The organism is Pelosinus sp. IPA-1, assembly GCF_030269905.1.
Taxonomy (GTDB): Bacteria; Bacillota; Negativicutes; order DSM-13327; family DSM-13327; genus Pelosinus.
The window spans coordinates 85,631-101,159 of sequence record NZ_BSVC01000007.1; the positions used below are offsets into that span (position 1 = coordinate 85,631).

General features: G+C 39.6%; 14 protein-coding genes. All 14 read left to right on the forward strand.

Annotated elements, in window-relative coordinates:
* Positions 1–11 precede the first annotated feature (11 nt).
* The 14 genes from QSJ81_RS17480 (at position 12) to QSJ81_RS17545 (ending at position 15,357) form a co-directional block, all read left to right on the forward strand.
* On the forward strand, positions 12–722 hold the full coding sequence (locus tag QSJ81_RS17480; protein ID WP_285718633.1) for an amino acid ABC transporter permease: 711 nt from the start codon (positions 12–14) through the stop codon (positions 720–722).
* Positions 719–1,927: a M20 metallopeptidase family protein gene (locus QSJ81_RS17485; RefSeq protein ID WP_285718634.1), complete on the forward strand. Its 1,209-nt coding sequence runs from the start codon at positions 719–721 to the stop codon at positions 1,925–1,927. Before QSJ81_RS17480 ends, QSJ81_RS17485 begins: the two co-directional genes overlap by 4 nt.
* On the forward strand, positions 1,924–2,640 hold the full coding sequence (locus tag QSJ81_RS17490) for an amino acid ABC transporter permease (RefSeq protein WP_285718635.1): 717 nt from the start codon (positions 1,924–1,926) through the stop codon (positions 2,638–2,640). The genes QSJ81_RS17485 and QSJ81_RS17490 overlap by 4 nt, the downstream gene beginning before the upstream one ends.
* Positions 2,637–3,392, forward strand: a complete 756-nt coding sequence (locus QSJ81_RS17495) for an amino acid ABC transporter ATP-binding protein (protein WP_285718636.1) — start codon at positions 2,637–2,639, stop codon at positions 3,390–3,392. The genes QSJ81_RS17490 and QSJ81_RS17495 overlap by 4 nt, the downstream gene beginning before the upstream one ends.
* Positions 3,393–3,680: 288 nt before the next feature.
* Positions 3,681–3,872, forward strand: a complete 192-nt coding sequence (locus QSJ81_RS17500) for a DUF1858 domain-containing protein (RefSeq protein ID WP_038671810.1) — start codon at positions 3,681–3,683, stop codon at positions 3,870–3,872.
* Positions 3,873–4,044: 172 nt separating this feature from the next.
* Positions 4,045–4,920, forward strand: coding sequence for a nitrogenase iron protein (gene nifH / locus QSJ81_RS17505; RefSeq protein ID WP_285718637.1), 876 nt, complete (start codon positions 4,045–4,047; stop codon positions 4,918–4,920).
* A 296-nt stretch (positions 4,921–5,216) separates the two neighbouring features.
* Entirely contained in the window at positions 5,217–5,999 is a 783-nt protein-coding gene (locus QSJ81_RS17510; protein ID WP_285718638.1) for an ABC transporter permease, read from the forward strand.
* 5 nt (positions 6,000–6,004) lie between these two features.
* The gene (locus QSJ81_RS17515) at positions 6,005–6,850 is read left to right on the forward strand and encodes an ABC transporter permease (RefSeq protein WP_285718639.1); all 846 of its coding nucleotides are present in this window, start codon (positions 6,005–6,007) and stop codon (positions 6,848–6,850) included.
* Positions 6,851–6,868: 18 nt separating this feature from the next.
* The gene (locus QSJ81_RS17520) at positions 6,869–7,891 is read left to right on the forward strand and encodes an ABC transporter substrate-binding protein (RefSeq protein WP_038671802.1); all 1,023 of its coding nucleotides are present in this window, start codon (positions 6,869–6,871) and stop codon (positions 7,889–7,891) included.
* A 199-nt stretch (positions 7,892–8,090) separates the two neighbouring features.
* Positions 8,091–9,407 carry a nitrogenase component 1 gene (locus tag QSJ81_RS17525; protein ID WP_285718640.1) on the forward strand — a complete coding sequence of 439 codons (1,317 nt, stop codon included), beginning with the start codon at positions 8,091–8,093 and terminating at the stop codon, positions 9,405–9,407.
* A gap of 57 nt (positions 9,408–9,464) precedes the next feature.
* Positions 9,465–10,931 carry a nitrogenase component 1 gene (locus tag QSJ81_RS17530; protein WP_285718641.1) on the forward strand — a complete coding sequence of 489 codons (1,467 nt, stop codon included), beginning with the start codon at positions 9,465–9,467 and terminating at the stop codon, positions 10,929–10,931.
* Between the two features lie 127 nt (positions 10,932–11,058).
* On the forward strand, positions 11,059–13,317 hold the full coding sequence (locus QSJ81_RS17535) for a DMSO/selenate family reductase complex A subunit (RefSeq protein WP_285718879.1): 2,259 nt from the start codon (positions 11,059–11,061) through the stop codon (positions 13,315–13,317).
* 3 nt (positions 13,318–13,320) lie between these two features.
* Entirely contained in the window at positions 13,321–13,905 is a 585-nt protein-coding gene (locus tag QSJ81_RS17540) for a DMSO/selenate family reductase complex B subunit (protein WP_285718642.1), read from the forward strand.
* A gap of 321 nt (positions 13,906–14,226) precedes the next feature.
* Complete coding sequence (locus QSJ81_RS17545) at positions 14,227–15,357, forward strand: RuBisCO large subunit C-terminal-like domain-containing protein (protein WP_285718643.1); 1,131 nt, start codon at positions 14,227–14,229, stop codon at positions 15,355–15,357.
* Positions 15,358–15,529 lie beyond the last annotated feature (172 nt).

Here is a 15,529-nt window from a genome sequence, read left to right on the forward strand (position 1 = left end):
GGGGTTTTACCTTGGGAGGTTATTTTGACGTAGGTTATCTCATTAAGTCTTTTCCGATTATATTGTCCTATGTACATACGACAATATTGATTACCTTTGTTGCAACAATGATAGGCATTATTTTAGGAAGTGTTGTTGCATTGATTCGTATTAATAAAATAGTAGTCTTGGATAAAATCGCTGCAGTTTATATTTCTTTTATCCGAGGAACGCCCTTTTTAGTACAATTATTCTTAGTTTACTTTGGACTACCAGAACTTTTGCAAAAACTTGGTTATCAAGGAATTCGTGAGATTCCAGCATTGTTTTATGTATTTATTGTTTTTTCACTACATGTTGGAGCCTATATTGGAGAAATCATTCGCAGCGGGATTCTAGCTGTTGATAAAGGACAGTTAGAGGCGGCTTATGCCATTGGTATGGGAACCATTCAAGCTTATACAAGGATTATACTGCCACAAGCTTTTAGTATGGCCATTCCTGCAATTTGTAATACGGTTATTTCAACATTAAAAGGAACATCTTTGGTATTTAATGTGGGAGTGATTGATATGATGCGTAAAGCTGATTTGATGGGAGCCAACAGTCATCGGAGTTTAGAACTGTATATTGATGTTGCCATCATTTATGTTATTTTAGTATTCCTACTCAGTGCATTATCAACATTTTTAGAGAAAAAAATGAGTAATGTATCAATTGGTATGGGAGGAGATTCATTATGAAAAACTTGACTGAAAGAATACCTGCAATCGTAGAAGAAATATATAATGAATTAGTTTTCCTTCGTCATACAATACATGAAAATCCTGAACTGAGTAATGAGGAATACAAAACAGCAGAATTAGTGGAAAAAATGCTTTCCACATGGGAAATACAGTATGTAAGATTGCCAAATAGTACGGCCATCATCGCTGAAATTAAAGGGAATATTGAAGGTAATCATGCCATTGGTATAAGAGCAGATATGGATGCCTTGCCAATTGATGAGAATACGGATCTGGATTATGCATCAAAAACTCAGGGTGTCATGCATGCATGCGGACATGATATTCACACGGTAAATCTTTTGGGTACAGGGTATGTATTGTCCCAGTTAAAGGATCATTTCTCGGGTACTGTTAAATTAGTATTTCAACCTGCTGAAGAAATCGGTGGTGGTGCTCAGGAAATACTAGATTTTGGTGTTTTGGAAAATCCGAAAGTAACAGCCTTTTTAGCAGCTCATGTGTCTGAGGATGTTAAAGTCGGACAAATTCAAGTGAAAGCGGAAGAAGTGATGTTGGCTGCCAGTCAATTTACCATTACGCTAACCGGTCGTGGTGGTCATGCTTCTGCACCCCATCAAACAGACGATATTATTTTGGCAGCCGCAAAATTAATTATGGAGCTGCAATCCATTCCAAGTAGAAAAATAAATCATATTGAACCAGCAGTGATTACTGTTGGTAGTATTCATGGTGGTACACGTGGCAATATCATACCAAAAGAAGTAGTTTTAATAGGGACAATTAGAACTCAAAATAATAAATTACATCCAGAAATTCATGAACATATAAATAATATTCTCACGGCACAAGAATGTATTACCGGCGTGAAGGGAATCGCATCATTTAGAATAGGATCAGGAGCTGTTTATAATGATCCAGAATTGACAAAAGAGTTTGTTGCTGCAACCGCAAATTTAATCGGCCTAGATAATGTTTTAATTGCTAAATTTCCTAATAATGGTTCAGAAAACTTTTATCGTTTTTCTAAAGAAGTACCATCCGTGTTTTTTCGTATTGGTGTTAGTGATAATCCACTAGAAAGTGTAGAACCAGCCCATAGCCCAAAATTCAAAGCTGCTGATGAAGTATTGAAAAATGGAGTAAGGGTTATGGCGGCTGCGGCTATTGCATTTTTGCAAAAAGGCAGGGCGTCTGTATGAACGATATATTAGAGTTTTCTTTTATGTTTGATACTTTTCTTGAAATGCTAAAATTTGTACCGATTACTTTGTTTTTGGCAGTCATTAGCATGCTTTTGGCAAGCTTAATTGGTCTGGCCAGCGCAGTCGTACAATTTAGAAATATACCGATTTTGAAACAAATTTCTAATGTCTATTTGCTGATTGGCAGAGCAATACCCACAATGGTGATGCTGTATCTAGTGTATTTTGGTTTACCCCTACTACTGATGGCATTTACTGAGAAAACAGGTATCGATACTGGCTATCAACATATACCGCCAATGGTATTTGCAATTATTGGGCTTACTGTACACACGGGAGCGTATTTATCAGAAATCTTTAGATCCGCATTACTCTCTGTCGATAAAGGGCAAATGGAAGCAGCGTTATCAATTGGAATGACTTGGTTTCAAGGGTTTTATCGAATCCTATTTAGACAGGCGGCAGTATTTGCTATGCCGCTCCTCGCAAATCAATTTCTGGGCTTGATTAAAAGCACATCCGTTGTCTTTACCATAACAGTAGTCGAACTTTTAGGTGGAGCGAAAATTGCTTGTGCCGAAAATTATCGCTATTTAGAAACTTACTTAGTTGTGGCTATGATTTATTGGATTATAAGTATTGGATTTGAAAAACTCTCTTTAATGGCAGAACGAAAAATAGGATTCTTCAAGAAAGGAGCCACTATATGATTGAATTTAGAAATATCCATAAAGCATTTGGTGACAATGAAGTATTAAAAGGTATTAATTGCACGATACCCACTGGCTCTGTAACGGTTATTATAGGATCAAGTGGCTCTGGTAAAACAACACTACTACGTTCGGTAAACTTTCTTGAGAAAGCGGATCGTGGAGAAATCATTTTAGACGATCTCCATATTGATGTCGAAAAGGCATCAAAAGGCGATATTCATAAGATGCGTCAACGTACGGCTATGGTTTTTCAAATGTATAATTTGTTTAAAAATAAAACTGCTTTAGAGAACATTATGGAAGGTTTGACTGTTGTAAAAAAAATGCCGAAAACTGAGGCGAAAGAAAAAGCCTTATATTTTTTAGAAAAGGTTGGACTGCTCAATAAAGCTAATTCTTATCCCTCTGAATTATCAGGTGGTCAGCAGCAACGGATTGGTATAGCACGTGCACTCGCCCTTAATCCTGATGTGATCCTATTTGATGAACCAACTTCAGCACTTGATCCAGAATTAGTAGGTGAAGTCCTGGAAGTAATGAAAAAAGTAACTCAAGAAGTCAATTGTATCTTAGTGGTAGTTACACACGAAATTAACTTTGCTCGTGAGGTTGCCGATCATATCATTTTCATGGATAATGGCGTCATCGTAGAGCAAGGACTACCACTAGAAATACTAAGTAATCCGAAAGAAGATCGTACGAAACAATTTTTATCACGTTACATTGCATTTACTGAATATAATATCTGAAGTATAAATTTAGTTGCTTGAAATTTCTTGTCAATTGATGTTCTGCGATTGTATTTGAACAGGCGTAATTCTAATAAAAGAAATACGTGCTGGCAGAAAACATTACAGGTATTATAACGGCAAAAATAAGATTGACAGGAACCGATTTGAAGTTTATAATCTAAAACATAAATCAAATTACTAACTAAAATAATATTGGTAACTTGTTGACTGGAAAAACCAGAGGCAGATTTTTTTCACATTGAAAAAAATCTGCCCTTTTATTTTAAACTATAAGGGGAGATAAAAATGAAAATTACTAAAGAAATGAGTATTAGCGAAGTTGTTGAAATCCATCCGCAAACAGTGGGGATATTTCGCAACTATGGTATGGGATGTTTTGGTTGCTCTGCTGCCCGTTTTGAAAATATTGAGCAAGGAGCAACGGCTCATGGTATCAATGTTGATGCCTTGATTGTTGATCTTAACAAGGTTGTGTAGATGAATCTTAATTCCCGTTTTTAATATGCTTTTAAAGGGAATGAAGCCATTGTGCCAAAGTAAATTAAATAATATAGCTGGTTGGATGAAAGACCAAAGGCTAGAATGATATTTCTATGGAAATATCACTCTAGTCTTTTTTGTTCTTATAAAGAGTAGGAGGAATAAAAAAATGAGTAAAAAAATTAAACAAATTGCTATTTATGGAAAAGGGGGAATTGGTAAATCCACCACGACCTCTAATATTAGTGCAGCGTTATCAACAATGGGTTATAAAGTGATGCAGTTTGGTTGCGATCCTAAAGCCGATTCCACCAATACTTTGCGGGATGGAACTTATATTCCTACAGTGCTCGATACACTGCGAGAAAAAAACAAGGTAAATGCCCAAGATGTGATTTTTCAAGGTTTCAATGGAGTTTATTGTGTGGAAGCTGGTGGACCGGCTCCAGGAGTTGGTTGTGCTGGTAGGGGGATCATTACTGCGGTCCAATTGTTAAAACAGTTAAACGTATATGAAGAATTAGATTTAGATGTAATCATTTACGATGTTTTAGGAGACGTAGTATGCGGTGGTTTTGCCGTTCCCATACGTGAAGGTATTGCTGAGCATGTTTTTACAGTGTCATCCGCCGATTTTATGGCTGTTTATGCCGCGAACAATTTGTTTAAAGGCATTCAAAAATATTCTAATTCAGGTGGTGCGCTGTTAGGTGGCTTGATTGCGAATTCCATCAATACTCCCTACTCGAAAGATATCATTGATGATTTTGTTGCTAGAACCAAGACGCGCGTTGTGGAATATGTTCCCCGTTCCGTCACTGTAACCCAAGCTGAGCTGCAAGGAAAAACCACGATAGAAGCGTCATCAAATTCGGAGCAAGCGAAAGTGTACCAAAGCCTTGCGAAAAAGGTGATAGAAACTACGGAATCAAAAGTTCCTGCACCATTGCAAATAAGCGAATTGCGAGCGTGGGCTGCCTCGTGGGCGGATCACTTGTTGGCAATAGAAACAGGCGAAGTGCGTGGCAAAGCATCGGGAATTTAATAGAGGAAAAGAGGCTGATCAAGTTAAAGTGAAGGCTGCAGAAAAGTAACTATTTCTGTGAGCCTTCCTTTTTTTACAGAGTGGATACATTGAAGTTATTTAGCAGTTTTATAGCGATTATGATAATCCTAAAAAGCTGTTACAGGAAGGCGAGGTGAAAAATGAGATAGGTACTGTGAGTGAAAATACGCTACGATTCCAACGGATATCTACAGTGTGATAGATAGGAAATGGCTAACGGTATGCAGTGAATCAGTCGGCAATTTTATATTATAGAGAAAGGGAGAAAAAAGAAAATGAAAGATCATGTAAATAGTCTAGTGGATAAAATAATCGATGTTTCAGGAATTGTAATTTTCTTTCTACTATGGGAAATAGCACCACGCCTTGGAATCGTCGACGGTCAATTTATTCCGCCACTGTCCCAAGTACTTTTAGCGGTTGGAAAACTTGCAGCGGATGGTAGTTTGTTCATTCATATTGCCGCAAGCTTACAGAGGAGTTTTATTGGATTCGTGCTGGCAATTGCCGTTGCAGTGCCTGCTGGTTTTATTTTAGGTGGTGTTTTCCCAGCGTTATCAAGACAACTAAGGCCACTACTGCGAGTATTCGGACAAATTAACGCTTTTTCCCTCTTCCCAATCTTTATCCTGTTTTTTGGAATTGGTGAAGTTGCCAAGGTAAGCATTATCTTTTGGTCCACAATTTGGCCAGTACTTTTTACTACCATTGTTGGTGTTCAGAATGTCGATCCTCTTTATATTAAAAGTGCACGGTCAATTGGTGCTGATAAATTTACCATCTTTAGCAAAGTGATTTTACCAGGAGCAGCCCCGGTTATTTTTACAGGGATACGAACGGGCGCATCGCATGCATTTCTAATGCTAATTGCAGCTGAAATGATTGGCGCTAGCGCTGGTCTTGGATGGCTGGTTCAGAACTCAGCGGTAAATAATATTATGCCCCGGTTATTTGCGGCGACGATGACCATTGCTTTATTAGGAATGACAATCAATTATCTGCTTTACTTGCTGGAAGATAATCTATTGGATTGGAAGCAAAGTTCTGAGAGGGGGTGATAAAAATGGAAACAGCATTGCAAAAAGTAGTAGAGAAAAGGTCGGGAAAGCATAGTGAGCAAGATAAAGTAGGAACGCTACTAAAAAAAATAACTGCAATCGTTTATGATAGTCTATCAATTATTATTTTTATTGGAATTTGGGAAATAGCGCCTAGAGTGGGCTGGGTCCCTCAAACCTTTATTTCACCACCGACAATTATCGTAAGTACTCTTTGGGAGCTGCTAGTAAGTGGTATTTTAATAAAACATATTGGAGTCAGTTTAGGGAGGGCTGTTTTTGGTTTTGTGTGTGCAGCTGTGATTGCCATTCCTTTAGGTTTTTTTCTAGGAGGATGGTTTAAACTTTTTGAACGTATTCTCACTCCAGTGCTACGGCTACTTGGGGAAGTAAATCCATTTTCTCTTTTCCCGATCTTTATTCTCTTGTTTGGTATTGGTGAGGTATCTAAGATATCCATGATTTTTTGGGTATGCTTGTGGCCAATTTTGCTAAACACCATCACAGGAATTAAAAATGTCGATGAGTTGTTAATTAAGTCGGCGCGTTCCATGGGGGTAGGAGGAAGAACATTATTTTTCAAAGTTATATTGCCAGCTGCTTCGCCGAACATCTTTCATGGTCTTAAAACCAGTTCAAGTGTAGCGTTTTTTATGCTCATCGCCGCTGAAATGATTGGTGCAAGTAGTGGTCTAGGTTGGTTGATATGGAATGCACAAACTAACTATCAAATTCCAATTTTGTTTGCGGCTACAATTACCATATCTGCCTTAGGATTGTTCATGAATTATCTGTTTGTTATACTCGAACGCAAATTCATAAGCTGGAAAGAAAATCCTGCTGAATATTAAAAAAGGAGAGTGTATATTATGGCTGACAAGAAGATTGTGAAGAAAATTTTATTAGGAATCGTTGCCCTTGTCGTAGTGGGATCAGTAGTCTATGGTGCCCAGCTTGGTAATAAACCCGCTAGCAGTGGTACAAAGGATGATGGGTTATACCCTATAAAAACCTGGTCGAAGACTGATTGCGCTTCCACGCCTTGGATTGTTGCAGATCAGAAGGGATTTTTTGCAGAAGAAGGACTTAAGGTTGTTTATACGGGGGATACGCAGCCTGCTCAACAACTCCCATCTGTTCTTAATGGCAATAATGATGTGGGTAGTGCTCACCCGAATACTCTCACTGTAGCCATTGCTGGAGGAGCAAAAATTAAGGGTGTGGTGAAAAATGGTATTGATCCAACACCAGATCAAAATCCAAGACTACGTCATATGTTTTGGTATGTAAATCCTGCAGTTACACCAGATGTTCATTCCTTTGCCGATTTGAACAAACTATCTGGTCAACTTAAATTTTCTACGATCACGAATAATATATGCGCAGATTTCCTCGGAAATAATATTGCAGATCATCAAGGATTTCCTAGAAATAAAATTGAGTGGGTTTCCATGCCTGATATTCAAGCAATTCAAGCATTAAAGCAAGGCCTTATAACGGTAGCAGGTGTACATCCACCATATTATAAAGGCATGGAAGAGTCGGGTGCTGTCAAAATTGCAGATAGCTTAGATGCTGGTGTTGGCGTAGCAGGTGGTTTAGGATTTTATTTCTTCACCGATGAATTTATAGATAAACATCCTGATACAATCAAAAAATTTGCGCGAGCCATTACCAAAGCTCAAAAATGGGCTAATGATAATCCGGAAGAGTCCCGAAAAATGACGGAAGACTGGATTAAAGTACCAGTTAATGCTGTACATTATTACGCTTCCGATACTAAAATAAATGAATCCGAAATTGAACCATGGATACAAGACTTGGAAAACTCAAATGTAATTCCTAAAGGAAAAATAAAGGCTTCCGACATTATAACCCATGCCTTTGAGTGAATTCCAGATTATTGGCAGATCGATCAAATGATCTATTGGTCAGTGTAGTCAACCACATATAACGCACTGTCAAAAATGGGATATAGGGATTGCTTGTTTACTAAGTAACGCTGCTCAACCCTATATCCCATTTCTGAAGATTGCCTTTAAGGATATCTAGTTCATATATATAAGAAGTTTGAGAGGAAGAGGTGGTCTAATGTCACAATATGTTGAACAAGTTAGACATGTATGCTCTCTAGGAGCATTACAATCGGTGCTAGCAATTGATCGGGCAGTCCCCATACTTCATGCAGGGCCAGGCTGCGGGCAAAAGTTGTGGGGAGCTTTAGGTTTTCAAAATGGATGCCAAGGTTCTGGTTATGTGGGGGGACATTCAGTGCCTTGCACTAATATCGGAGAAAAAGAAGTCATATTTGGTGGTGACGAGCGACTTCGAAATATCGTTAAAAATTCTCTAGAGGTGATCGATGCTGATCTTTTTGTTATTTTGACTGGTTGCACTTCAGATATTGTAGGTGATGATGTTGGCGAAGTGGCTCATCGTTTTCAGGAGCAGGGGAAGGCTGTGGTCTTTGTTGAAACAGGTGGGTTTAAAGGGACCAATTTATTCGGGCATGAATTGGTGCTTGATGCCATCATCGATCAGTATTTACAGCCTGGTGAAACAGTGGAACCAGGTCTTGTGAATATTTGGTCAGTTGTACCCTTTCATGATCCCTTTTGGGTAGGTAATCTTAAAGAATTAGGATCTCTGATTGCTGAGCTAGGACTCAAACCTAATGTTATTTTTGGACCAGGTCATGGTCTTGATGCTCTGGCGAAAGTTCCTAAGGCCCAGTTTAATCTATTAATCTCTCCTTGGGTCGGTCTAAAAAATGTTAAGCATTTAGAAGGAAAATTTGGAACACCTTATTTACATTATCCCGTTTTACCCATTGGACCTACGGAGACCAATAAATTTCTTCGAAATGTGGGTAAATATGCAGGTGTCGATGAAGAAAAAATTGAGAAGGTCATTAGTAAGTATGAAGCTGACTATTATTATTACATAGAACGTTCAGCAGACGTACTTCTTGAAACAAGATTGTTACCAAGGCGTTTTATCACGATTGCCGATAGTTTCTATTCTCTGGGAATCTCCAAATTTTTAATCAACGATTTGGGATTACTACCTGAAACACAATATATAACTGATGGAGTAACAGAAGTATACCAAGCTGATATCGAAGCCGAGTTTAAAAACTTTGCAGATGGTATCACAGCGAATATTGTATTTGATAATGACGGCGGGGCAGTACATGAAGATATTCGCAAAATCAAGCTTCGTGGCAGGCCATTACTCATTGGTAGCGCATGGGAGAAGGTTTTGGCAGAAGAAATTAATGGTTACCAATTGTCAGTATCCATGCCAGTAAGTGATCGGTTGGTACTAAACCGCTCTTATGTAGGATATGACGGTGCATTACGGTTGGTTGAAGATATTTATTCAATCGTGTTGGAAGATTTTCAATAGAAATATTTCATGAAATGTATTTTATCAATTGGATTAATGAAGGGAGGATTTTTAACCATGGCGATAAATTTACAGAGTTCTGAAGCACCGACAAGAGAAAATAGACTAGGATCGATTACTGGATATCAAGGCACCATACGTGATTTAGTAGCACAAGGATCATGTGGCTCCTTGAAAAATAAAGAGCGATGTTTTAGTCAAGCCAGTGCTTGTAGCTCTGGTTGCGCTCAATTTTATCTTTCTGCAATTTTAGATGCGGCAATTGTTATCCATGGACCAGTAGGTTGTGCGGCAGATACCATTGCTGCGAATACGAATCGAAAATGGGGAGAAAAGATTAGGGATTGGAAACACACCAATGTCAATATTATTAATACCAATATGGTTGAGGAAGATACGGTGTTTGGTGCTGTGGACAAACTGAAGGTTGCTGTGAGAGAAGCTTACAGACGATTTAATCCCAAAGCAATTTTTGTGACGACTTCTTGTGTATCGGGCATCATTGGTGAAGATGTGAAGAGTGTATTGGATGAACTGCAGGAGGAAATACCAGTGCCTCTTGCTCCTGTTTTTTGCGAAGGTTTTCGCTCTAAGGTGTGGGCTTCTGGCTTTGACGCTGCCTTGCATGCGATCGTGACTGCAATTGTCAAACCACCAAAGCAAAAAAATAACAAAGTAAATATGATTAACTTTACTGGTAGTGCGCGCAAAGAGATCACTACGACTCTGGCTCGTTTTGGATTGGAACCAGTATTTATTGTGCCCTTTAGCACCATCGAACAGTTGTCGAAAATCTCGGAGTCTGCTGCAACAATTAGTATTTGCGGAACCTTAGGTAGCTACTTAGGGAATGCCCTTGAAGAGCAATACGGTGTTCCTTATATTCAAACCTTGCAGCCTCATGGTATTGCTGGTATGGATAGTTGGCTGCGAGGGCTCGGAGTAGCGACAGGTAAGGAAGTTGAAGTGGAAGCCTATATCAGTGAAGAAAAAGAAAAAGTTGCTGTTGATTTGGCTGAGGTAAGAGGAAAGTTAAAGGGGTATAAAGCAGTTGTTGGTATGGGACCAAGTTTTGGTCATAATTATATTAGGACGCTGCAAGAACTCGGTGTCGAAGTGATTTGGGGATCTACTTGGCATTTTGATCCACAGCATGACAACGGCGTTAGTCCTGAGGCTTCACAATTTTTATTGAGTGCTGAAACCGACATCCCTGTCAGTGTGGCCGACCAACAGAATTTTGAGGTTATTAATTTATTAAATCGACTTAAACCCGATTTGTATATCGGTCGTCATGGTGGCACAACAGTATGGGCAACAAAATTAGGGATACCTTCCATTATGATTGCTGATGAATTTAGTGCCTACGGATACCAAGGATTAGTTGATTTCGGTCACAGACTTATTGATGTATTAACTAACCGCAATTTAGCGAAGAATCTGGCGTTGCATGTAAAACTTCCTTATACGAATTGGTGGTTAGAACAGGATAGCTTTACATTTTTGCAGGAGGATGTGGTCTAATGCTCGAATCTTATCTAGATGAAAAAATGTGACAGAATTTTGATATATTCCATAGTGCTTTTGAAAGGAAAAATGATAAATGCCCAAGCCTCAAATACCATTAGATAAGAAGCCTAGTTCAACAGTGATGAAAAAGACGGAGTCCGATATAAAGATTGTGCCTATCTCAGGTACGCATAATTGCGGTGGAAGATGCTTGAATAAAGCCCATGTTCGGGATGGGAAAGTCGTGCGCATAACTACGGATAATGAACATCCAGATACAGAAAAAATGCCCCAATTGCGGGGATGTATGCGATGCCGCGGGTATCGAGAACGACTTTATCATCCCGATCGATTGAAATATCCCATGAAACGAGTGGGTAAACGAGGTGAAGGGAAATTCGAACGTATTTCCTGGGACGAAGCACTAGATAGTATTGCGAGTCATACGAAACGCATTCGTCAGCAATATGGTCCCGAAGCCATTTATTTGAATTATGGTACAGGTAATGTGGGCAAGGTAGCTGAATGTACCTGGATGGAACGCTTAATGGGTTTAGATGGAGGATTCCTGTCCTATTATGGGAGCTATAGCTCGGCATGTTCGTCAATGGCTACTCCTTTTACCTTTGGTACAACTCAGACGGGCAATAGCAGAGAAGATTGGGTTAATTCCAAGCTAATTATTTTGCTTGGCTGGAATCCGGCAGATGTAGTGTGGGGAACCAATACAGCCTATTACCTTAAATTAGCCAAAGCAGCTGGAGCAAAAATTGTCAGTATTGACCCCATCTATTCGAATACCGCCGCCGCCCTTGCGGATCAATGGATACCGATCCGCCCAACGACGGACAGTGCACTTCTAGATGCAATGGCTTATGTAATGATTACAGAAAATATCCATGACAAAAATTTTATTGATACTTACTGTCTAGGTTTTGACGAAGAACATATGCCACCAGGAATTCCAGCAGGTCAGTCCTATAAAAGTTATATTCTAGGTGAAAGTGAAGACAATACACCCAAAACTCCTACTTGGGCGGAACGGATTACAGGTATACCAGTAGAGACGATTATTCAACTTGCGCGAGAATATGCAACGAATCGTCCTGGTGCGTTGATTCAAGGTTGTGGTCCTCAGCGTCATGCTTATGGCGAGCAGGTAGTGCGTAGTGGTACCGTATTGGCGGCTCTAACCGGAAATGTTGGTGTCAAAGGTGGCTGGGCATCAGGTAATGGTAGGCAAGCCAGAGCTAACTTTGTAGCCTCTATTCCAGCCTCTAATCCTTGTAAAGCGCAAATTTCTGTATTTAGTTGGCCTGATGCTATTCAACGAGGTAAAGGCATGGGGGCCGATCTAAGCGTCAAAGGTGTCAAACAATTATCTTCAAACATTAAACTCATTTTTAACTTAGCAGGAAATTGTTTAATTAATCAGCATGCTGATACGAATGGTACGGCTAAATTATTAGCAGATGAAAATTTAGTTGAACTGATTGTTGTTAATGATCAATTTCTTACATCGAGTGCTAAGTTTGCCGATATTCTTTTGCCAGCAGATAATATGCTAGAGCGTGATGATATTACTACACCATGGGTATTCGGCGATTATGCTCTCTATACAAGCAAAGCCGTTGACACTGTTTTTGAATGTCGTAATGGGTATGACTGGATCACTGATTTAGCAGAACGCTTAGGGCTTAAGGAGAAATTTACTGAAGGTAAGACTCTGGAACAGTGGATGCGTTATTTAGTTGAAGAAACTGCCAAGAAAAATCCTGGTTTTCCGACCTATGAAGAATTTAAGGAAAAAGGTGTTTACCATTGGCAACATCCAGAATCAGCGATTGCTTTTAAGAAACAGATCGAAGACCCGAAAAATAATCCCTTTCCGACACCATCTGGAAAAATTGAAATTTTTTCAACCCGTTTATGGGAGATGAACCAGCCGCGAGAAATTCCAGCAGTACCGAAATACGTTACAGCATGGGAGGGACCAGAAGATCCTCTGCGGGAAAAGTATCCGCTGCAATGTATCGGACCTCACTCTAAACGCCGTGTACATTCTACGCTGGATAATTCAGATTGGATGGAAGAAACGGAAGTACAACAAGTGTCGATAAATACTAAGGATGCAGCGAAACGTGGTCTAAATAATGGCGATAAAGTAAAAGTTTTCAATGATCGTGGTACAATTGTGCTAACTGCAAAAGTTACACCACGCATCATGCCGGGGGTAGTATCTATACCGCAAGGCGCTTGGTGGGCACCAAATGAGCAAGGGGTTGATGAGCGCGGTTGTATAAATTCTTTGACAAAGTACCATCCAACGCCATTAGCCTTTGGTAATGCCCAGCACACTAATTTAGTACAAATTAAAAAGCATGAAGCAGGAGAGGTATAATACATGGGCAAGCAACTCGCATTCTATTTTGAACAAAAACATTGTACTGGTTGTATGACCTGCCAAATTGCTTGTAAAGATAAGAATGATTTAGAGGTAGGACAACTTTTTCGTAAAGTATCGGAAATTGTTGGTGGGGGTTATCAAGAAAAGGGTTTTGCAGTTATTCCTGAGGTTTATGCCTTTTGGCTGTCTATCAGTTGCAATCACTGTATCAATCCAGTTTGTGCTATCAGCTGCCCAGTTGGAGCAATCCAAAAGCGGCTAGAGGATGGTATTGTTTATATTGACCAAGAATTGTGCATAGGTTGCCTAAAATGCACTAGAAGCTGCCCTTATAATGCACTCCAGTATAATTCTAAAACTAAAAAAATAGATAAATGTGATTTTTGCCGTGACTTATTGGCAGAAGGTAAGCCACCAGTTTGTGTTTCGGCATGTCCAATGCGGGTATTAGACTATGGCCCACTCGACACTTTACGTGAAAAGCATGGGAAAGTTAATAGAACTAAGGGAATGCCTGATGGCGATATTACCCAGCCAGCTTTAGTCATCACGCCCCATCGTCACGCTATTATAAATAGGTAGTATTTCATTATCATGGATGGTTAAAGCGTGAATCTTAGAGATATAAATATCAATGATCTGATGATGATGGGCTTTATTTCTTGATAAATCTAGGGCTAGATATTGACATGCTAAGCATAAAATGTTAGCATAAATTTTAATTATTGCTTTTCAGAAAAATATAGATAATAGCTGATTAGAAAACTAAAGGCTAAGAACATTCGATGAGAATATTCTTAGCCTTTTTGCTTTTTCTAGGCCGTTCACCTACGATGGTGATTTAGTAAGAATTAAAGTCCCACCTGATAAAAGGATTACAATGAAGTAAGGAGTGTCTAACCTATGACTTCTGGAGAACGTTTTTCGGTAATTTATCATGTAACAGGGAATGATAAAGAAGCATACGCTAAGGCCCAAGATATTTGCGTCGAACAGACAATTGAATATCCCTATGAACTTTTGGCGCCAGGTTTTATAAAAAATGAAGTAGTGGGACGCATTGAATCCTTTGCGCCGCTTAAGAGCAACCAAGGTCACCGGGTAGTTATAAATTATGCGATTGAACTAGCTGCAAATGAACTAACACAATTGCTAAATGTAGTATTTGGCAATATCAGCATTAAACCAGGTATTCTGGTGGATCAATTGATTTTACCAGATAGTCTGCTTAATGTATTTAAGGGGCCGCGCTTTGGACGTGAAGGGCTGCGTCAGGTGCTTGGGGTTTTCGACCGTCCACTGCTGTTTGCCGCTATTAAACCTATGGGGCTCAACTCCGTGCAACTGGCTGATATCGTTTACCGATGTGCATTAGGCGGCATTGATATTATTAAAGACGATCACGGCCTTAGTAATCAAACCTTTGCGCCTTTCGAAGAACGTGTTACCTTGTGTAGCGAAGCTGTTCATAGGGCCAATCGTGAAACGGGGCGCAACAGTATCTACGTGCCAAATATAACTGCTCCTGCTAATGAAATCTTATCCAGATCCCAATTTGCCAAGCAGGCTGGAGTCGGCGGGTTATTGGCCTCACCTGCATTGATAGGGCTTGATACGATGCGCTGGCTGTCAGATGAAGATAGTTTGGCTTTGCCTATCATTAGCCATCCTGCGTTTCAAGGCAGTTATATAACAAGTGCTGCACATGGCTTTGGCTTTTCTCATTATGCTCTTTATGGGCAAATCAGCCGTTTGGCCGGGGCGGATGCCGTGATTTATCCGAACTTTGGCGGGCGTTTTTCCTTTAGCATTGACGAATGTCGCGCTATTGTTCGCGGTACGGAAGAAGTTATGGGACACTTAAAATCGATTTTTCCTAGTCCGGGGGGCGGCATGACAATAGAACGTATTCCAGAACTATTAGATGTATATGGTAAGGATGTCGCCTTTCTAATGGGTGGTGGGCTCTTTAAGCAAGGGCCGGATTTAGTGAAAAACTGCCGATACTTTTTGGATTTAGTAGAAAAAGTATAGTTGGATAGGAATAGATTATTGACGATAAGAGTTTTGCGAACCACAAAGACACAATGCCGCTATGCGTCGCACAAAGGGGAACGCAAAAAAATATATAATTAAAACCTTTGTAAAAAATCTTTGTGTCTTTGTGGTTTAAATATCCTTATTTTAGTAGAAGTAGGTGATAGGT

Excerpts from the sequence above, each read along its gene's own strand:
- QSJ81_RS17485 (WP_285718634.1), top strand. The coding sequence starts at position 719 with ATGAAAAACTTGACTGAAAGAATACCTGCAATCGTAGAAGAAATATAT.
- QSJ81_RS17490 (WP_285718635.1), top strand. The coding sequence starts at position 1,924 with ATGAACGATATATTAGAGTTTTCTTTTATGTTTGATACTTTTCTTGAA.
- QSJ81_RS17495 (WP_285718636.1), top strand. The coding sequence starts at position 2,637 with ATGATTGAATTTAGAAATATCCATAAAGCATTTGGTGACAATGAAGTA.
- QSJ81_RS17500 (WP_038671810.1), top strand. The coding sequence starts at position 3,681 with ATGAAAATTACTAAAGAAATGAGTATTAGCGAAGTTGTTGAAATCCAT.
- nifH (WP_285718637.1), top strand. The coding sequence starts at position 4,045 with ATGAGTAAAAAAATTAAACAAATTGCTATTTATGGAAAAGGGGGAATT.
- QSJ81_RS17510 (WP_285718638.1), top strand. The coding sequence starts at position 5,217 with ATGAAAGATCATGTAAATAGTCTAGTGGATAAAATAATCGATGTTTCA.
- QSJ81_RS17515 (WP_285718639.1), top strand. The coding sequence starts at position 6,005 with ATGGAAACAGCATTGCAAAAAGTAGTAGAGAAAAGGTCGGGAAAGCAT.
- QSJ81_RS17520 (WP_038671802.1), top strand. The coding sequence starts at position 6,869 with ATGGCTGACAAGAAGATTGTGAAGAAAATTTTATTAGGAATCGTTGCC.
- QSJ81_RS17525 (WP_285718640.1), top strand. The coding sequence starts at position 8,091 with ATGTCACAATATGTTGAACAAGTTAGACATGTATGCTCTCTAGGAGCA.
- QSJ81_RS17530 (WP_285718641.1), top strand. The coding sequence starts at position 9,465 with ATGGCGATAAATTTACAGAGTTCTGAAGCACCGACAAGAGAAAATAGA.
- QSJ81_RS17535 (WP_285718879.1), top strand. The coding sequence starts at position 11,059 with ATGAAAAAGACGGAGTCCGATATAAAGATTGTGCCTATCTCAGGTACG.
- QSJ81_RS17540 (WP_285718642.1), top strand. The coding sequence starts at position 13,321 with ATGGGCAAGCAACTCGCATTCTATTTTGAACAAAAACATTGTACTGGT.
- QSJ81_RS17545 (WP_285718643.1), top strand. The coding sequence starts at position 14,227 with ATGACTTCTGGAGAACGTTTTTCGGTAATTTATCATGTAACAGGGAAT.